At 34.6% G+C, this 20,029-nt stretch carries 18 protein-coding genes; 7 read left to right on the forward strand and 11 right to left on the reverse strand.

The window, feature by feature from the left end; translation table 11 throughout:
* Positions 1-45 precede the first annotated feature (45 nt).
* The 5 genes from hemL to DR871_RS01120 all read right to left on the reverse strand — a co-directional run bounded on the left by hemL (position 46) and on the right by DR871_RS01120 (position 5,761).
* Positions 46-1,332 (reverse strand): glutamate-1-semialdehyde 2,1-aminomutase, encoded by a 1,287-nt coding sequence (gene hemL, locus DR871_RS01100; RefSeq protein ID WP_113665230.1) that lies wholly within the window; start codon positions 1,330-1,332, stop codon positions 46-48.
* A 32-nt stretch (positions 1,333-1,364) separates the two neighbouring features.
* Positions 1,365-2,276 (reverse strand): glucosaminidase domain-containing protein, encoded by a 912-nt coding sequence (locus tag DR871_RS01105; protein ID WP_113665229.1) that lies wholly within the window; start codon positions 2,274-2,276, stop codon positions 1,365-1,367.
* On the reverse strand, positions 2,269-3,165 hold the full coding sequence (locus DR871_RS01110) for a 1-aminocyclopropane-1-carboxylate deaminase/D-cysteine desulfhydrase (protein ID WP_113665228.1): 897 nt from the start codon (positions 3,163-3,165) through the stop codon (positions 2,269-2,271). The genes DR871_RS01105 and DR871_RS01110 overlap by 8 nt, the downstream gene beginning before the upstream one ends.
* Positions 3,166-3,255: 90 nt before the next feature.
* Positions 3,256-5,112: a T9SS type A sorting domain-containing protein gene (locus DR871_RS01115; RefSeq protein WP_113665227.1), complete on the reverse strand. Its 1,857-nt coding sequence runs from the start codon at positions 5,110-5,112 to the stop codon at positions 3,256-3,258.
* Between the two features lie 310 nt (positions 5,113-5,422).
* Positions 5,423-5,761: a hypothetical protein gene (locus DR871_RS01120; RefSeq protein ID WP_113665226.1), complete on the reverse strand. Its 339-nt coding sequence runs from the start codon at positions 5,759-5,761 to the stop codon at positions 5,423-5,425.
* Between the two features lie 124 nt (positions 5,762-5,885).
* Between DR871_RS01120 and DR871_RS16365 the strand changes: the two genes are divergently transcribed.
* The 5 genes from DR871_RS16365 (at position 5,886) to DR871_RS01140 (ending at position 10,503) form a co-directional block, all read left to right on the forward strand.
* Positions 5,886-6,062 (forward strand): DUF5522 domain-containing protein, encoded by a 177-nt coding sequence (locus tag DR871_RS16365; RefSeq protein ID WP_158634650.1) that lies wholly within the window; start codon positions 5,886-5,888, stop codon positions 6,060-6,062.
* A gap of 215 nt (positions 6,063-6,277) precedes the next feature.
* Complete coding sequence (locus DR871_RS01125; RefSeq protein ID WP_113665225.1) at positions 6,278-8,260, forward strand: urocanate hydratase; 1,983 nt, start codon at positions 6,278-6,280, stop codon at positions 8,258-8,260.
* Between the two features lie 48 nt (positions 8,261-8,308).
* On the forward strand, positions 8,309-8,845 hold the full coding sequence (locus DR871_RS01130) for a DUF4136 domain-containing protein (protein WP_113665224.1): 537 nt from the start codon (positions 8,309-8,311) through the stop codon (positions 8,843-8,845).
* 60 nt (positions 8,846-8,905) lie between these two features.
* Complete coding sequence (locus tag DR871_RS01135) at positions 8,906-9,307, forward strand: group III truncated hemoglobin (RefSeq protein WP_113665223.1); 402 nt, start codon at positions 8,906-8,908, stop codon at positions 9,305-9,307.
* 62 nt (positions 9,308-9,369) lie between these two features.
* Positions 9,370-10,503, forward strand: coding sequence for an esterase-like activity of phytase family protein (locus tag DR871_RS01140; protein ID WP_113665222.1), 1,134 nt, complete (start codon positions 9,370-9,372; stop codon positions 10,501-10,503).
* A gap of 64 nt (positions 10,504-10,567) precedes the next feature.
* Here the strand turns inward: DR871_RS01140 and DR871_RS01145 are convergent, their stop codons facing one another.
* Together DR871_RS01145 and DR871_RS01150 are read right to left on the reverse strand one after the other, a co-directional pair.
* Positions 10,568-10,861 (reverse strand): type II toxin-antitoxin system RelE/ParE family toxin, encoded by a 294-nt coding sequence (locus tag DR871_RS01145; RefSeq protein WP_113665221.1) that lies wholly within the window; start codon positions 10,859-10,861, stop codon positions 10,568-10,570.
* Positions 10,858-11,106: a hypothetical protein gene (locus DR871_RS01150; protein ID WP_113665220.1), complete on the reverse strand. Its 249-nt coding sequence runs from the start codon at positions 11,104-11,106 to the stop codon at positions 10,858-10,860. Before DR871_RS01150 ends, DR871_RS01145 begins: the two co-directional genes overlap by 4 nt.
* A gap of 146 nt (positions 11,107-11,252) precedes the next feature.
* Between DR871_RS01150 and DR871_RS01155 the strand changes: the two genes are divergently transcribed.
* Together DR871_RS01155 and DR871_RS01160 are read left to right on the forward strand one after the other, a co-directional pair.
* On the forward strand, positions 11,253-12,695 hold the full coding sequence (locus DR871_RS01155) for a hypothetical protein (RefSeq protein ID WP_113665219.1): 1,443 nt from the start codon (positions 11,253-11,255) through the stop codon (positions 12,693-12,695).
* Positions 12,696-12,900: 205 nt separating this feature from the next.
* A complete protein-coding gene (locus tag DR871_RS01160; protein ID WP_113665218.1) occupies positions 12,901-14,658 on the forward strand; it encodes an aromatic amino acid hydroxylase in 1,758 nt (585 codons plus the stop codon).
* 70 nt (positions 14,659-14,728) lie between these two features.
* On the opposite strand, the gene DR871_RS01165 is transcribed toward DR871_RS01160, so the two are convergent.
* The 4 genes from DR871_RS01165 to alaS all read right to left on the reverse strand — a co-directional run bounded on the left by DR871_RS01165 (position 14,729) and on the right by alaS (position 19,973).
* On the reverse strand, positions 14,729-15,349 hold the full coding sequence (locus DR871_RS01165; protein WP_113665217.1) for a DUF4230 domain-containing protein: 621 nt from the start codon (positions 15,347-15,349) through the stop codon (positions 14,729-14,731).
* 2 nt (positions 15,350-15,351) lie between these two features.
* Positions 15,352-16,308 carry a GSCFA domain-containing protein gene (locus DR871_RS01170; RefSeq protein WP_113665216.1) on the reverse strand — a complete coding sequence of 319 codons (957 nt, stop codon included), beginning with the start codon at positions 16,306-16,308 and terminating at the stop codon, positions 15,352-15,354.
* Between the two features lie 148 nt (positions 16,309-16,456).
* On the reverse strand, positions 16,457-17,233 hold the full coding sequence (locus DR871_RS01175) for a hypothetical protein (RefSeq protein ID WP_113665215.1): 777 nt from the start codon (positions 17,231-17,233) through the stop codon (positions 16,457-16,459).
* 103 nt (positions 17,234-17,336) lie between these two features.
* A complete protein-coding gene (gene alaS / locus DR871_RS01180) occupies positions 17,337-19,973 on the reverse strand; it encodes an alanine--tRNA ligase (RefSeq protein WP_113665214.1) in 2,637 nt (878 codons plus the stop codon).
* Positions 19,974-20,029 lie beyond the last annotated feature (56 nt).

The raw sequence follows: 20,029 nt of genomic DNA on the forward strand, positions 1-20,029 counted from the left end.
TCATCTTAGTTCATAAAAAAGCCCCAAATTTGGGGCTTTTTTTATTTAAAATGTTTTCGATACTTTGTCTATCGCTCGGATGGTAAAATCCAAATCCTCATACGTTAACGCATCAGTAATAAACCACGTTTCATAAGCGGAAGGAGCAATATAAATCCCTTCCTGCAACAATCCGTGGAAGAATTTTTTGAACGTTTCGTTATCGCCATTTGCAGCGGTTTTAAAATCAACAACCGAAGCTGCATCAAAATGAACCGAAATCATTGAACCAATAGTATTGATTGTAAATGTAACATTATTTGCTTTCAATACTTTATCAATTCCTGCAGCCAAATACGCTGTTTTATCTGCTAATCTTTTAAAAATAGCACGATCATTATCTAAAGCTTGTAACATTGCTAATCCCGCAGCCATTGCCAATGGATTTCCAGACAATGTTCCTGCCTGATAAACGGGACCTAACGGAGCCAGATAATTCATAATTTCTTCGCGAGCGGCAAAAGCACCAACAGGCAATCCTCCACCAATTACTTTACCAAAACACACAATATCAGCCGATATGTTAAGTAATTCCTGAACACCGCCAGCAGCAAGCCTGAAACCAGTCATTACCTCATCAAAAATCAACAGAATTCCATTATCGGTACACAATTGGCGTAAGCCTTCTAGAAAGCCTTTATTGGGCGGAATACAACCCATATTCCCCGCAACAGGTTCCACAATTATGGCAGCAATTTCATTTTTATTGGCTTCTATTAAAGTAGCTACATTTTCTAAATCATTGTATTTTGCAAGCAAAGTATCTTTGGCTGTTCCTGCCGTAACTCCAGGGCTGTTTGGTGAACCAAAAGTAATGGCTCCACTTCCCGCTTGGATTAAAAACGAATCCGAATGACCGTGGTAACAACCTGCAAATTTTATTATTTTATCTTTTTTGGTAAACCCGCGTGCCAATCGTACAGCGCTCATACAGGCTTCGGTACCGGAATTTACAAATCTAATTTTATCGATATTTGGAACCATCGCAACGGCTAAAGCTGCAATTTGTGTTTCTAATTCCGTTGGCATTCCAAACGAGGTTCCTAACTTCGCTTTCTCTATCACTGCTTGTACGACTGGTTCGTAAGCGTGTCCTAAAATCATTGGCCCCCAAGAATTGATATAGTCAATCAAACGGTTTCCATCTTCATCATACAAATAAGCGCCTTTGGCACTTTTGACAAAAATTGGAGTTCCTCCTACTGCTTTAAATGCTCTTACTGGTGAATTTACACCTCCTGGAATTACTTTTTCTGCTTCAGCAAAAAGCTGACTGCTTCTTTTATATAACATTTATGAATTATGAATTATAGTTATTTTTTCAATTATTTTACCATTAATCTCTGTCCAATAGAAAGCGCATTATCCGAAAGATTATTCTTTTGTTTTAAATCTTCCACCTTTAATTCGAATTTTTTCGAAATGGAATATAATGTATCTCCTTTTTGAACGACATAGGAAGTCAGGCCATTACTAGCTATAGTTCTGGTTTCTAGTGATAATTCCTCCACTAGCTGTTTTTCATTCGAAACATAATTAATATCTAACACCTGACTGTCATATTGATCCAAATGATAGCGCTCAATATATGAAATCAATTTGTCTGGATACTTAGGATCTGTGGCATAACCTGCAGCTCTTAATCCTCTTGCCCAAGCTTTGTAATCATCTTTGGAAAAACCAAAAAGCTTGGCATACCTGCTTCTCCCAGTCAAAAATAACGCGTGGTCTTTGAATGATTCTGAAGGGTTATCATACTTCCTAAAGCATTCCTGATCAGAATCATCATCGTGCTTAACGCTTTCTCCTGTCCATCCCACATGACATTTTATTCCAAAATGGTTATTGGCACTTATTGCTAAATCGCCTCTTCCAGCACCTGATTCTAAAATCCCCTGAGCTAAAATAATACTTGCGGGAATCCCATAACTTTTCATGTTTCCCATGGCAACATCTTTATATTGAGAAATGTAAAATCTAACAATATCATTAGTGACTACTGTTTTTGAAGTAGAAACAATTGTTTCCGTTTCACTCTTTTTTTGTTCTGGTCTTGTGGGTTTGGAAAGGATGGGTTTTGTGCTGTTCCTGCTTATTTGATTCGTTTTTTTAACGGTCCTAACGACTTCTGATTTTGATTTTAAAGGTGCTTTTTTGGTTGTTGCAATAACTGGCTTTGTGGCATTACACCCTATCAAAGTCAGTATAGTAAAAATTAGTAGGATTTTTTTAAACATTGATATCTATTGTTGGTAATTGTTTGTTTCTTAATTTCATGTTCATTCCCTGAATTCCTTGAATTCCACCGGTATGAATCAGTAAAATTTTTGATTCGGCGGGAAAATAGTTTTTTTTAATTAAATCTATAACGCCAAAAACCATCTTTCCCGTATAAATGGGATCCAAAGGAATTTGATTTTCAGTATAAAATTGATTGATGAATCCGATTAATACTTCATTTACTTTTCCGTATCCACCAAAATGATAGTCCGTTAGTAACTCCCAATTATCATTTTGGGTGAAATTACGAATTTCCTCTTTTAAAAAATCACCCTTTAAGGCGGGAAATCCTAAAACTTTTTGGTGTGGCAAAACACTATTGATGATTCCTGAAATCGTTCCACCAGTTCCTATTGAACAACAAATATAATCAAATTCAGCATCTTCCGGACCCAGAATCTCCTGACATCCCTTGATGGCCAAATCATTTGTCCCGCCTTCTGGAATCAAATAAAAACTGCCGAATTTTTGTTTTAAATTTTCGATAAAAGACACTTCACTTTTCAATCGGTATTCTTCCCGAGATATAAATTCTAGTTGCATACCGCAATTTTGAGCGAATGACAACGTCGGATTCTCAGCAACTTTACCTGCCAATTCATCTCCGCGGATAATACCTATGGTTTTGAATCCTTTTTCTTTTCCTGCAAAAGCTACTGCGGCAATATGATTGGAAAAAGCACCTCCAAAAGTAAGTAATGTTTCCTGATTTTCTTCTTTCGCCTGAAGCAAATTATACTTCAACTTTCTAAACTTATTTCCAGAAACAAAAGGATGTATCAAATCTTCCCTTTTGATTTGCACTGAAATAGAGTTCGGAAATAATGTTAGTACCTTTTGATTCAAACTATTTTATTTTTTACAAAGTAAATTTATATATACTAAAAATGCAACCTCTACAGATTGCATTTCTATTATTTGTACCAAAAACAAAAATTAATTTTTAATTATAATCTTTTTCCCAAGTTCTATCTTTTCATCTGTTGCAATTTTAACAATATAGACTCCATCACTTAAACCGGATGTGGGAAAATTATAAGTAACATTCCTGCCTAAATCTTTTTTACTGAAAATTAACTTCCCAACAATATCATACAAGTTACATGTAGCAATATCTAATTGAAAAGGATTGTTAATCGTTAAATTTTTCGCATTATTATTCTGAAAAACAACAAAATCTTTAACCGCTAAGTCTTCTGTACCTAAACTATTATTGTTTTTGAAAGTTAATTCAAACTGTGTGTTATTAACACCTCCAGGTAGCGTTAAGTCATAAAAATCATTTTTTATATCGTGATAAAGGTCCGTATTCTTATCATGCAAATAGATATTCTCAGCTTCCGTGAAATTCAAAATTTCTTGTACTGTAATTTTAAAATTGGCTTGATTAGTATTTTTAAAACCAAGTGGAATTTTTGTGTCTATATTAAACGGTCTAGCATCAATAACATATTCAGATTCATTTAATGAAAAATAGGTATCTATTCCTGCGTTATCTCCAGCTAACATAGCATCCATAGCGTGATCTACACCATCTGTTGCATCAGGCACCAGCGCCAAAACCAACTGACGAATCCCTTGATCGTTTAATAATGCATTTAATCTAATTTGCGGAGCGGGCTTTGTGTTGACCATGGTATAATCATATCCGGACAATGATTGAATTGCCGGCAAAAATTCATTGGTGTTTTTAGTTTTACTAGGACTGCTGCTTCTTTCAAATTGAGAAAAATTTAGAACATCCTCTTTTACAAACACGCGATAGCTATTTTTCATTTCTACTATTCCATCAGCAGTACCATCTAACATGAACCCCTGTCCAACAGGACAAAATCGTCTTTGAAAAACATTTCCTGAACTACCTAAATTAGTGACTTCATTCCCATTACCATCGTACGAATAAAATGTTGCCGGTGTGTAGACCCCCATGTTTCCGATAGTACCATTACTATCGCCTCCAAGTGGGGAATACGCGCCATATCCTCCTCTGAAATTATCAATATAATGCGAATTCGCAGTTTTATCATGTTCCCAGAAATAGGCAATACCAGTTGTATTTGAGGCACCTAACAAGAATAATTTCAAATCTATTGCAGATGGATATGGGTTGCCCGTTAATGTATATTGAAGATTGAGAACGTTAATTGCAATAGTTCCATCATTTGGTTTCCCTCTAAAATCATATCGTTGCTTACTCCCTGGATTATTCATAACGCCATTTACTATTGTCGCATTAGTTCCGGAAGTTCCTTTCATGGTAAAACCTTCTCCTGCATTTATGGTAGATGCTGTACCCACGGAAATCCAACTCGAATAAGTACTAGAAGTTACTAATTTATTGATCCAATAGGGCGCTATAGCAAATGGAGTTGCCGTTCCATTATAATTATTCATTCCTAAAGGAGTTGAATTAACACTAGATGTTAAAGTCACAATGTCCTTAAGTTGGGTAATTCCAAAGGGTGAATTTCCTGCGGCAGCTATATTCCCGCCAACTGGGGAACACCAATAATTGTATTGAAAATTATTAGTGGTTCCTTCTTGGAACACAGATAAATTACCCAATCCACTATTTACCCCTGAAGAAGTTGAACCCTGCAGCAACTGTGCATTTTCCCTCAAATAAAAATCACTATTTGCCGCATTTAACTCTAATTGTTGTTTTATAAAAACAACTTCATTACTGGCAAAAACGTAAGAGTTTGGACTTACATACATTTGTGCATTTATATTACTCTGGATTAAAAAACCAGTAACAATCAGCAGTGTTTTTTTAAGTATTTTTGAGGTCATAAGCATAAAATTTATTGTTGAAAATCACAATAAAAATATAACTTTTTTAGACAAAACACTCGATTAAAAGAACATAAATTTGTTTAAATACATATTTTTGTATATTGAATGCGTAATTTCTTATATAAATAAATTGAAAAAAATAAATAAATAAAATTATTGCAAAGCTATTTTAACAAAAAAAAGCTTGATCGTTGAAGATGGATCACTTTTCTAAAATATCAAAATTTGCAACGAAAAGAAAACATAATTCTATCCGAGATTGAAGTATATAAATCTTATTTTTAAAAAATTTGTTATGAATTAAACACTATTTTTTCAAAAACAAGTAGTTACAAAATTGAAAAATAGATCGGTTTTTTAAGTAGTCTAAATTTGCTTCATTCGAATATGCTTCCCTCTCGAAACTGATATTTCTATAAGCCAAATTTGCATTCTGATACTGACCCAAGCGAATAAGATATTCTAATAAATACCAAATAAAAAAAGGAAGTATTAATAATTCAAGCTGTTGACGAAGATGGATTTTTTCGTGATTGACTAAAATTCTATTTCCTTTATCCATTCCATATTTTACAAATACAAAAGGAAATACAGTCAGTCCGCGATATCCTTTAGGAATTAAAAATTTAGCAACAATCAGAAACATTCGCTATAAAATTTATAAATTTGTAATGATAAAATGGTTCTATTTGATGAAATACTCAATCGTTTGAGTTGACGTTACTGAATCATAAAAACTAAATGAATTTTACAATAGAACATTCCCAAATATGATTGACCAAAGTAATGAAAATAAATTGATAGAAGGGGAAGATTTCTATTACACACCGGAAGGATATAAATGTTTTACCGAAAAACACCATTTAAAACGAGGATATTGCTGTAAAAGTGGCTGTCGTCATTGTCCATATGGTTTCGATAAAAAAACAGGAACCAATAAAAAATAATCGCATTTTAGAATCTAAATAAGAAACAGTATTAGAGCGTCAGTTTTAAAAACACAAACATAAAAATGGATATTTGTTTACAGAAATATAGAATCAAAATTCACAAATCCTACCACAGGTCGGATATTCGTTATCCTTAGTTGTTTCATTTTTTTATAAGAAGCCAATGCTTCTTTAAATAATCAACACAAAAAATTAACGAAACAACATCAAACATGACTTTTCAAGAACAAATACAACAGGGAATTCCTTCGGTTTTACCAAAACCAAAACCCTACGAAACAGATATCAATCACGCACCAAAGCGCAAAGAAATCCTTTCGGTTGAAGAAAAAAAATTAGCCTTGCGCAATGCCTTACGTTATTTCGAACCGCAACATCACGCTGAATTAATCAAAGAATTCTCGGAAGAACTGGAAACCTACGGACGTATTTACATGTACCGTTTGCGTCCGGATTATAAAATGTATGCACGACCAATTGCTGAATATCCAGGAAAAAGCGAACAGGCCAAAGCAATTATGCTGATGATTCAAAACAACTTGGATTATGCCGTGGCGCAACATCCGCATGAATTGATTACTTATGGTGGAAATGGAGCAGTTTTTCAAAATTGGGCACAGTATTTATTGACGATGCAATACTTGTCGGAAATGACCGACGAGCAAACCTTGACGATGTATTCCGGGCATCCAATGGGATTGTTTCCTTCCCACAAAGAAGCGCCACGAGTTGTAGTCACTAACGGAATGGTAATTCCTAATTATTCTAAACCGGACGATTGGGAAAAAATGAATGCATTGGGCGTTTCTCAATATGGACAAATGACCGCCGGAAGTTACATGTACATTGGTCCCCAAGGTATTGTACACGGAACAACCATTACCGTTTTGAACGGTTTTCGTAAAATAAAACGCAGTCCAAAAGGCGGCTTATTCGTAACTTCCGGTTTAGGCGGAATGTCTGGCGCACAACCAAAGGCCGGAAATATTGCGGGTTGCATCACGGTTTGTGCCGAAGTAAACCCAAAAATAACGCACATTCGCCACAGTCAAGGATGGATCAATGAAGTCATTGATGATGCGGATGAATTAGTGAAAAGAGTTGCTTTGGCGCAAGCCAATAATGAAATTGTCTCCATCGCCTATCTTGGAAATGTGGTTGATGTTTGGGAAAAATTTGACGAAGAAAACATCCATATCGATTTAGGCTCTGATCAGACTTCACTCCATAATCCTTGGGCGGGTGGTTATTATCCAGCTGATATTTCCTTTGAAGAAGCCAATATAATGATGGCTGAAAAACCTGATTTATTTAAAACAAAAGTTCAAGAAACCTTACGTCGTCACACGACCGCTATCAATAAACACACTGCCAAAGGAACGTATTTCTTTGATTATGGAAATGCTTTTTTATTAGAAGCTTCCCGTGCTGGTGCTGATGTTATGGCAGAAAACCACATCGATTTCAGGTATCCGAGTTACGTACAGGATATCATGGGCCCTATGTGTTTTGATTACGGTTTTGGTCCTTTCCGCTGGGTATGTGCTTCAGGGAAACCAGAAGATTTAACCAGAACAGATCTAATTGCTTGCCAAGTTCTCGAAGAAATGGCAAAAACGGCTCCCGAAGAAATTCAGCAACAAATGCAGGATAACATTCACTGGATAAAAGGCGCTCAGGAAAATAAACTGGTTGTAGGTTCCCAAGCCAGAATCTTGTATGCTGATGCTGAAGGACGCGTTAAAATTGCCGAAGCCTTTAATCAGGCTATTGCCAAAGGCGAAATTGGAACTGTAGTTTTAGGACGCGATCACCATGATGTTTCCGGTACTGATTCGCCGTACAGAGAAACTTCAAATATTTATGACGGCTCCCGTTTTACGGCTGATATGGCAATTCAAAACGTCATTGGAGACAGTTTTCGCGGTGCCACTTGGGTTTCCATTCATAATGGCGGAGGAGTTGGCTGGGGCGAGGTAATTAACGGTGGATTTGGTATGGTTCTTGATGGTTCAAAAGAAGCATCAAGACGCTTAGCGTCAATGCTTTTTTGGGATGTCAACAATGGAATTTCCCGAAGAAGCTGGGCGAGAAATGAAGGCGCACTATTTGCCATCAAAAGAGCCATGGAGACGCAACCTTTGTTGAAAGTCACCATCCCTAATATAGTTGCCGACAATTTGTTGGATTTTTAAAAATTTGAACGTATCTTTAATAACATTTAGTAATCTAATAATCAAGCCATGAAAGCAATTAAACTCCTCCCAGTACTTTTACTTTTCGTAGTTGCATCTTGCAGTTCCGTAAGAGTATATTCCGATTATGATAATAACGTGGATTTTAGCCAATATAAAATATACGCTTTTCATAAAAAAGGAATCGATAAAGTTGAGATTTCAGAATTGGATAAAAAAAGAATACTCAATGCAATAGACCGAGAATTAAGCTTAAAAGGGATGACTAAAAGTGAAAATCCAGATTTGCTAATCAATATACTTACCAAAGAAAGAGAACGAATTGACGTAAACCAATACAACGCAGGTTGGGGTTACGGTTGGGGATGGGGATGGAATCCTTATTTATGGGGAGGCCGCAGCACTTATGTTTCCTCTTCAACTGAAGGAACATTGTATATTGATTTAATTGATGCCAAGAAAAAAGAATTAGTTTGGCAAGGAGAAGGCGTTGGTTATTTGACGGAAAATCGCAGTGAAAAAGAAAAACGAATCAACGAATTTGTTGCTAAAATTTTAGAGCAATTTCCACCTAAAGCAAAATAGTTTCCCATCAGAATCAAACATAAAAGTCTACCTTTGCGTAGGCTTTTTTTATACCCAATCATGACACCACAAACCGACATTACTACATTCGACGATATCAAATTACTGGTTGATACTTTTTATTCCAAAGTTCAAAAAGACGAATTTATTGGTCCCATTTTCAATGAGAAAATAGGAAATCGATGGCCCGAACATCTGGAAAAAATGTACCGCTTTTGGCAAACTATTTTACTTGAAGTGCATTCCTATTCCGGAAGTCCATTTCCACCACACAAACAATTACCAGTTGCAAAAGAACATTTTGACCGCTGGATGCAAATTTTCACGGAAACTACCGATAGTTTATTTTCAGGTCCATTAGCCGAAGAAGCAAAACTTCGGGCTAAAAATATGGCTGAAATGTTCCATTACAAAATTGACTATTTCCGCAATCTTGAGAAAAATCAAACGAACAATTCGTAGTTTTTTAAATGGTTTTTCATTCCAAAATCTGTTCCTTTTTGCAAACAGCAACACATTTCTTTATGCGTAAATTATTATTTCTTGCCGTTTTTCCAACTTTTCTATTTTCTTGTTCCAATTTAAAACAAACCGCTGAAAACAAAGCAACGCCAAGTTTAAAGCTAATCAGTTCGATTGAAATTCCATTTGATGAAATGTTTCAGAATACAAAAGTGGGCGGATTATCCGGAATCGATTATGATGCAAAAAACGATTTGTATTACCTGATATGTGACGATAGATCTGTGTTTAACGATTCCAGATTTTATACCGTAAAGATTAATTTGTCCGAAGACAAAATAAAAAGTTTTGCTTTTCAAAACGTAACTTATTTGAAAAACGAAACCGGAACAGCGTATGGAAATTGGAACACCACGCCAACTACTTCCGCAGATCCAGAAGACATCCGATTCAATCCAAAAACGAATTCTTTAATTTGGAGCAGCGAAGGCGCGCGAGTGATTACTGCCGATAAAGAAGTCTTACAAAATCCTTCCCTGAACTTCATGGATATAAAAGGTGACTTTCTTGGCAATGTTACCTTACCTGAAAATTTAAAAATGCACAAGCTAGAAAAAGGCCCGAGAAATAACGGGACTTTAGAAGGAATTACTTTTGACAAAAAGTATAAAAATATCTACACCAACATTGAAGAACCTTTATTTGAAGATGGCGACCAAGCCAACACCAGCAAAGGAGGTTTAATCCGATTATATCTATTTGATGCCAAAACAAAAGAGAACACCGCTCAGTACGGCTATCAACTGGAACCTATTGCGCTTGAACCCAATCCTAAAGGAGCTTTTGCAGTAAATGGTATTTCGGCAATTCAGTATTATGGTAAAAATCAGTTATTGGTAGTAGAACGCTCCTACTCGACCGGAACGCAAGCCTGCACGGTAAAAATATTTTTGTGTGACCTGAAAAAGGCAACTGACATTAAAAATTATCCTTCCTTACAAAATCAAAAATTAGAATTGGCTTCTAAAAGACTGGTCCTTAACATGGATGATTTGGGAATTTTTATTGATAATATTGAAGGGCTAACTTTTGGACCAAAATTGGCAAATGGCAATCCATCTCTCATTTTTGTTTCGGATAATAATTTTTCTGATAAACAGAAAACGCAGGTTTTGGTGTTTGAGTTGGTGAGGTAGTTATTTGCATAAAGACAACTTTAAAATGCAGTGATAAAAACCGTAATTATGATATTACGATTTTTTAATATTTTTTTAGTTTAGCAGGATTTTGTTTTCCGTTAAAAATGTCTAAAATTAGGACTCCATTTTTAGTTCGCTCATATATAATTTTGTAAGACCAAATACTTATATGGCGGAATTTTTCTTTATTAATGATTGGATCAATCGCAAATTCATAACGTTCATCCTGTAACGACTCTGCAACATCAATTATCTTGTTCAAGACTTTCTCTGCATTTTGTGGACTATCCTCAAAAATGTAATTATAAATTTCAGAAAGCGATGTTTTAGCTTCCTGCGACCAAATTACATTCATTTCTTTTGGGATAAAATGTGACTACGAACTTGTTCTGAAGTATACGTTTCTGCTCCATCTGCAACTGACTCACTAATGGACTCTATGTGTTCTATATACTGGTATTTAGTCAAAGATTTACCTTCAGGAGTATAGGCAACAATAGGATTTCCGTTTAAAACAGCTTCTATTTGTTCTAATAGCTTTTTATCTTGAACATCTATTAGTTTTTTGATTATCTGATTTTTATAAGCCTCAATATTCATACTCATATATTTAATAGAGTAAAGATACAACTTTTTAGAAATGGAAATTAATTCCTTGACAAACAGTATTATTACTTTTTGTTGACAACTTAGAAGTATTTTTTTTCTTAAATAGGTTATATTAGCAATTCACACAAGAAAAAACAATGAGTTTAGTTTATACTATTAAATCGGGATATTTAGAATGTCAAGAGGAAAAACTCAACATTCCTTTTGCTTTAATTTTTTTAGAGAATGGTATTTATAGCCTTGAAATTCTATTGCCAAGTAATGATTTTTATAATAAATACAAGTTTAATTATTATTATAAACTTTATGGTATTACCGAAAAAAACTATTTCATTGAATGTTCTGGTTTACAATTAACAAGCTATGATAGTGGCACAAATAAAGTCATATTCAGATGCGATAACTACATAAAATTAACAAAAAATGATGAGAATGAGCCCGAAATAGAAGACAAAAAAACAAGGGAACAAATATTTTTTGTAGAATTAGAAAATTTCAAAACACAATTTGGAAATTTTACTCACATAAACAGAAGTAATAATTTAGAAGATTACAACACCTTTTTTACCAGTCCAATTCCAGATCATACAGAAACAGTATGGATTACAGATGATTTAGAAAACAATGGTAATTATTTCAAATTCAAAATAATTCAAAAACCTAATAGCGAAAACATATTAATTGATTTCAGATCAAATGAAGGTTACTGTAAACTATATTATGACAACTATTTGAAAATCAAAAAAGACCTAATTAGTATCTTGTCTTTTATCAATGGCGGTATTGTGATAGTGAGAAGTGAGTTAACTGGAGATTATTACTCACAGAGTAATAATGGTTTCGACTCTCATAAAAAAATTAACTATTCAAGAGAAATCATTAAAGATTACTCACATAATGACTATATAGGAATCAATTCTCATCACTCACAATCAGATAGTATTTTTAGAGAAATTTTCTTTAATTGTTTTAGGAATTTTCAAAAACTGAATAAACTTCTAGATTTCGATTCTTTAATTATTTCTTTAAATATTGCATCCCAATCAAAAGGTTTAGATGAACGGTATTTCATTTTAATAACAGCTCTAGAAAGAATAACAAAAAAATATTCCACTCTAAATATTGATGATAATTCGTTTCTTATAGACAATGAAATATTTGAAAACGAAATAAAGGTAAATTTAATTGAAGCCCTTGAGAAAGTTAAAGTTATAAATCCGAATTCATGGGGTATAATGAAATCGGTAGTCTCAAATTTGAACAATAAAAATAATGGAACCAAAAAAAGTCTTTATACATTTTTAAATTATGCCAAAATCCCCATAAATGAAAACGTTCTAAACTTAATTGGAGCTGAAAGAAATGATGCAGTTCATGAAGGAAAAATTGGAAAAACCTTAGAAGACAGTTATGAAAACTATTTGAAATTAGACAATATTTTAAGAGATGTAATTTTAAATTCTATTGAATACTTTAGCTATCGGAATAGAAAATATGTATACGCTACAAAAGAAGAATTTATTGAAGCAAACCCTAAACCTACAAATTACAATTTTCCTCCAGCGGTAATAATGCCTTAATTAAATACAAAACTCCCCTAGCCCCGAGTGAAATGAAAAGCTTTTTGCGAAAGCCGTTTTGGTTTTTCTTGTTGCTGCAGAGCGACCAAAGGAAGCTCCCGCAGGAACGTTAGAAAAACAAACGGGTTTGCAAAAACTTGCAATGAAAAGCGGGAAATAGCTCCTGAAATTCGTACTTTTGCAGTAGAACTACAACGTTTTCGATATGAACTCAACTATAGAAAGCAATCCGTTATTAGACCGATTGCCAAAGCACTTAAAACAATTCATTAAACCTCAGGATTATAGCGATTACACGCCCATAAATCAAGCGGTTTGGCGTTATGTGATGCGCAAAAATGTAGATTACTTATCAAAAGTAGCCCATAGTTCCTACTTGGAAGGTTTGAAAAAAACAGGAATCGAAGTAGATAACATTCCAAGCATGTATGGTATGAACCGTATTCTGACCGAAATAGGTTGGGCTGCTGTTGCCGTGGATGGATTTATTCCTCCAAATGCTTTTATGGAATTTCAGGCCTATAATGTGCTTGTAATTGCCTCTGACATTCGCCAACTCGAACATATAGAATACACGCCCGCACCGGATATCATTCACGAAGGTGCTGGTCACGCTCCCATTATTGCCAATCCGGAATATGCTGAATACCTGCGTCGTTTTGGGGAAATAGGCTGTAAAGCGATTTCTTCTCACAAAGATTACCAAATGTATGAAGCCATCCGACTGCTTTCTATCTTGAAAGAAGCCGAAGATACGCCGCAAGCCGATATTGATGCTGCCGAAAAAGCGGTGGAAGATTTGCAGAATAACATGGGTGAATTATCCGAAATGGCGCAAATTAGAAACCTGCATTGGTGGACCGTGGAATATGGTTTGATAGGAACTGTTGACAATCCAAAAATTTATGGTGCCGGACTGCTTTCGTCCATTGGTGAAAGCGCTTGGTGTATGACGGATAATGTGAAGAAAATCCCTTATGATATTTCAGCAGCGAACCAAAGTTTTGACATTACAAAACTGCAACCGCAGCTTTACGTTACTCCAGATTTTGCTTATTTAAGCTTAGTTTTAGAAGAGTTTGCCAATAAAATGGCGTTGCGTACCGGAGGATTATCAGGAATTAATAAACTGATTCATTCGAATGCTTTAGGAACGATTGAATTGAGCACCGGAATTCAGATTTCGGGAGTTTTTACAAATGTTATTGAAGAAGAAGGAAAACCCGTTTATATCCAAACAACCGGAAAAACGGCATTGTCATACCGTGAAAAAGAATTAGTTGGTCATGGAACAATCAAACATGCCGAAGGTTTTGGAAGTCCTATTGGAAAATTAAAAGGTATAAATCTAGCGATTGAAGACATGAGTCCAAGAGACTTAAGCGCTTATTCCATTACCGAAAGTAAAAGTGTAACACTTGAATTTGAAGGAGATATTACCGTAAAAGGGGAAATCATTACAGGTTCTAGAAACCTGCACGGAGAGATTATTTTAATCAGTTTAAAGAATTGTACCGTGACACATGGAGAAACTATTTTGTTCCAACCGGAATGGGGAATTTACGATATGGCTGTAGGTAAAAAAGTGATTTCAGCATTTTCAGGTCCTGCTGATGTGAATAGTTTTGATTTGATTTCGCATGTTCCAACAAGCAAAACCATCAAAGCGAAACATACCGCGGAACGTGATGATTTAGAGGTTTTATACCAAACAGTTCGAAACATAAGAGAAACAAAGGATACCGAAACTTCTTTGGCTCCAATTTTTGATAAATTACGAACTAATCATCCAAACGATTGGTTGTTAGCTGTTGAAATTACCGAGCTATTGAACGACCGAAACGAACCTCAATTGCTACAGGAAATAATGGTTTATTTGGATCAATTGAAAGTAAAAAGACCCGAAATAGCGCATTTGATTGCTGGTGGTTTGGATTTGATTTTTGACAAAGAGAAAGCTTAAAAAAAGGAACCGCAAATTCACAAATTATTAGAGTTGTCTAAAATTTGTGAATTTGCGGTTCCTTTTTTAATTATAATTTTATTTTTTGCCCAAAATCTTTCTCGCTTTCGATAATTTTACCTTCGTATTTTAAAGTCCAACCCAACTGACTCGTTGTAATTAATAGTTTAGACAACTCGCTGATCAATCGGTTTTGAGCATTGGTTTTCAAAGTTGATTTCTCAATTTTCTTAGCCAAATTTGCTTTTACTGATTTGTTGATTTTATTGTAATCATCTCCCGTAAAAGGATTCAGTTTACTTTGTTCGACATCATAAAATTGAATATCCGGACTGATTTTTATTTCTTCTTTTGGAATACTAACAATCGTGATGGTTTTATTTTTTTCATCGATATCGTATTTCATTTTGTGCAAATCATACGCTACAGTTACATCGGCATTGACGACAACCAAAGCTTTTTTCTCGAAAGAAAGCATGTCCATCAAGTATTTCTGTTGATTTTTATAGGTGATAACTTCTGAGAAATGACCTTCGGTAACAACCAATTTCCCTACATTTAGGATTTGTTGCTGAATGAGATTTGTATTGTACGTGATATCTTCATCATCGTTTTTCTTAAAATCGCAATATTTGAACAATAAAAATATCCCACCGATAACTGCTATTCCAATAAGTATTCTTCTAAGCATAATTAAAATTTCATAAATGAATATTGACTTTCCAATTTAGTGATTTTTTCTCTGACTTTGGTCTCGAACTTTAAATGACTTTCAGAATCCGGATTAAAAGGCTTGTGCGAAAGACTTTTTTGAATACTTTCTACTTCATCCATCGTCGCAAAAGCAGTTTCAGAAATAGTAGTTTCCTTGAAACGTTTCCAAATATAATCGATTGCCACTTGATTAGGATGTAACATATCTTCTGCATAAAAACGGTAATCCCTAAGTTCATCCATCATGATTTCGTAGCTCGGGAAATAAGCCCTCTCAGCCCCCGAAGAGGTAACTTGCAAAGCACTGTACAAGGCAGAAATTAAATTCGCTTTACTTACCTGATTTTCTACAAAACCATCTTTGATGTGTCGTACCGGTGAAACCGTGAAAATAATATTGCAATTAGGATTTAAAGCATGAATTAATTTCAGTGTATTTGCTATACTTTCTTTTATTTCCTCTACAGAAAGTAACTCTTTCTTGAACTGCTTTTGTGGCACTTTATGGCAATTCGCCACAATAGAATCGCTTTCTATATTTCGATAAACCCACGAAGTTCCATATGTGATGATAAAATGTGTTGATTCGGTTATTTGTTGGTTAGTTGATTTGATTAGGTCATTTAAAGATGCTAACAATTCTTCTTTATTTGAATTACTTAAATCCGAATGTACATCAAAACAATGCCAACGTTCATTGTGAAAAAAAATATCGTTTTCTGTAAAGTCCTTTCCAGAAACAGCAAAGTCTATCAGTTTTTCAATCGCTAAAGGATGAAATAAAATACCAACTGGATTACAATGATTTTGAAATTTAAAATAGTCCAGTTTCTCTGCCATATTAACCGCAAAACAAGAACCTAAAGAGACAATCTTTGAATTGTAGTCTATTGGATAATTACTTTCAAGAATGGGAATTGGGGTTCTGAATTGCATTGTTAATTTATTTACTACAAATTTGAATAATTTTAGCGAATTAAATGAGGTTTAGATCTTTTTTCATTGGTATTAAAAAATCTAAAATTAAAAAACCCTTTCAGAGTTTTAAACTTTGAAAGGGTTGTTACAAACATAAATGTTTTTATTAATAGAAGTATTCTGTTTTCAAATAACCACCATTTCCATTAGTAGCAACAGTATTTTCGGAAACCCGTTCTATCGGGTAATTATCTAAATCGTATTTAAAAGAATTAGTATAAAAATTAGCTGATGATGTGATTTGGTCGTCTTTAGAAATACTTGTAATTACAGTACTCATCAAACTATTATTAGAAGAGATTTCTTCATTATAATCCAACAGTTTTTTGTAGCCCGAAATATTATATAATGGATTATGCTTAGTATCATAATCAAAACTTATGCTATAATTTGAAGTAACTCCTACTGCCGTGTTGTCTAAAATTCGTTCGTCTTTCAAGAAATTTTCATTTTCAAAAGACAATTTTCCGTGAAATTCCTTTACTTGCTGATTTGCTGAACCAATCGTAAATTTTTCATAAGAAACAGTTTCATCTGAGTTGTGATTGTATTTTATTCTGTAATTACCCAAAGATTCAACTCCAACCAATTTTCCTTCAAGATAACTATATTCAATAGTCTCCAGAAGCTGATTTACTTTATTTAGCGTTACCGTTTTGTTAATCAAGCCATCAGTATACGTAAAATCGGTACGTTTCTTAGCACCGTCAATACTCACTATTTCATTTCCATTATAAGTAAACAAAGTTATTTCAGAAGTTCCATTTACTGATGTCTCAACTATTTTTTTTATAAATTTTATGCTATCATCATTATCCGATGAACAAGAATAAAGAGCCATTAAACAAATCGATACTATCCAAAATATTTTGTTTTTTTTCATTAAAAGTCAATTATATTATAGTCTATTTTAGAATTTTTAATAATTAATTAAAGTACAAAGTTACAAAAACATTTCCTATCATTTCTAATTTGAATCTTTCTACTTACCTTACAAACTCAATTGCTTTATCCAAAGCTTGTTGAATTCCAGCTACATTCTTCCCACCTGCTGTCGCAAAAAACGGTTGTCCGCCACCACCTCCTTGGATAAATTTACCCAATTCACGAACTACTTGTCCTGCGTTCAGATTTTTCTCCGCCACTAATTCTTTAGAAACATAACAGGTCAACATTGGTTTTTCTTCGTCGGCAGTAGCCAAAACTAAAAATAAGTTATTCCCTAAATTCCCTAATTCGTAAGCCAAATCTTTTGCTCCTTCTGGATTCAAATAGACTTGTTTGGCTAAGAATTGCACGCCGTTTATTTCCTGAATTTCAGCAACTAAACTCGCTTTCAAGTTTTTTACTTTATCTTTAACCAAAGCTTCAATTTGTTTCGCTAATTTGGCGTTTTCTTCTTGCATCGAATGAACGGCTTTCAAAATATCCTGAGGATTTTTCAAGGCTGATTTCACTTCATTCAATGTGTTTTCATACGAAGCAAAATGTGCTTTTACCGCATCACTTGTAATCGCTTCGATACGACGAATTCCCGCAGCAACCGCTCCTTCAGAAACGATTTTGAAATGCCAGATTTCAGCTGTATTTTTCACATGGATTCCACCGCATAATTCCATGCTTTCGCCAAATTTAATCGCACGAACCTCATCACCATATTTCTCTCCAAACAAAGCCATCGCTCCTTCTTGAACTGCTTGCACAAAAGGAATGTTTCTTCTTTCGATTAGTGGCAATTGCTCTTGGATTCTTGCGTTTACAAAATCTTCCACTTGTTGCAATTCAGTTTCTGTCATTTTAGCAAAATGAGAAAAGTCAAAACGCAAGTAGTTTGGATTTACTAAAGATCCTTTTTGTTCCACGTGTGTTCCTAAAATACTTCTCAACGCTTGATGCATCAAGTGTGTCGCCGAATGATTTCTGGAAGACAAGCTTCTCAAATCCTGATTTACTTTAGCAACAAAACCAGCGTTTACATTTTCTGGTAATTGTTTTGTAAAATGTAAAATCAGGTTATTTTCTTTTTTAGTGTCGATGATTTCAATCGTTTCGTTTGCAGAAACCAACATTCCTTTATCACCCACTTGTCCGCCACCTTCAGGATAGAATGGTGTATTATCTAAAACGATTTGGTACAAAACTCCGTCTTTTTTACTGTCTACTTTACGGATACGAGTAATTTTTACATCACTTTCAGTTTGATCGTAACCTACAAATGTTTCCACATTTCCAGGAATCAATACAGACCAGTCTTCAGTAGAAACTTCCGATGCAGCACGGGAACGATTTTTTTGTTCCTGCATTGCAGCGTTAAAACCAGCTTCGTCTAGTTCGAATCCTTTTTCTCTCAGAATTAATGCTGTTAAGTCAATTGGAAATCCGAAAGTATCGTACAATTCAAATGCTTTTGTTCCTGAAACGGTTGCACCTTTAGTTTCGGCAACTACATTTTCTAATAATTGTAATCCTTGGTCTAATGTTCTCAAGAAAGAAGCTTCTTCTTCACGAATTACATTCGTAACCAATTGTTGTTGTGCTTTGATTTCTGGGAAAAACTCCCCCATTTGATTCGCTAAAACACTAACCAATTGATTGATGAAAGGTTCTTTGGTATTCAAGAACGTAAATCCATAACGAATTGCACGACGCAAAATTCTACGAATCACATAACCAGCGCCCGTGTTTGATGGCAATTGTCCATCAGCAATAGCAAAAGCTACGGCACGAACATGATCAACTACTACACGAATAGCAATATTGGTTTTGTTTTGCTCTTCGCTGCTATTTAAAACTTCGTTTGAAGTGTATTTTAATCCTGTGATTTGTTCTACTTTTTCAATAAGTGGTGTAAAAACATCGGTATCATAATTGGAAGTTTTTCCTTGTAATGCCATACACAAACGCTCAAATCCCATTCCGGTATCAACGTGTTTTGCAGGTAATTTTTCTAGAGAACCATCAGCTTTACGGTTGAATTCCATAAATACATTATTCCAAATTTCCACTACTTGCGGATGGTCATTGTTTACCAAACTCTTTCCTGAAACTAAAGCTTTTTCTTCTGCAGAACGAATGTCAACATGAATTTCTGAACATGGTCCGCAAGGTCCTTGGTCGCCCATTTCCCAGAAGTTGTCTTTCTTGTTTCCAAGAATGATTCGGTCTTCGTCAATTAATTCCTTCCATATATCCCAAGCTTCTTGGTCGAACGGTACATTTTCTTCTGGATTTCCTTCAAATACAGAAACATATAAATTTTCTTTTGGGATTTTATACACCTCAGTCAAAAGTTCCCAAGCCCAGTTGATGGCTTCTTTTTTGAAATAATCTCCAAATGACCAGTTTCCCAGCATTTCAAACATGGTGTGATGATAGGTATCAAAACCTACATCTTCCAAGTCATTATGTTTTCCTGAAACACGAAGACATTTTTGCGTATCGGCAATTCTGGTGCTTTTTGGAGTTCCGTTCCCCAAAAAATATTCTTTGAATTGCGCCATTCCTGAGTTGTTGAACATCAGTGTTGGATCGTCCTTAAGAACTATGGGTGCCGATGGAACGATTAAGTGTCCTTTTGATGCGAAAAAATCCAAAAATTGTTTACGTACGTCTTGTGATTTCATTATTAATTTTAGTTTAAAGTTTAAGGTTTAAAGTTAATTATCCCTGAAACTACATC

Origin of the sequence: Flavobacterium petrolei, from assembly GCF_003314435.2 — a bacterium.
GTDB classification, from domain to species: Bacteria; Bacteroidota; Bacteroidia; order Flavobacteriales; family Flavobacteriaceae; genus Flavobacterium; species Flavobacterium petrolei.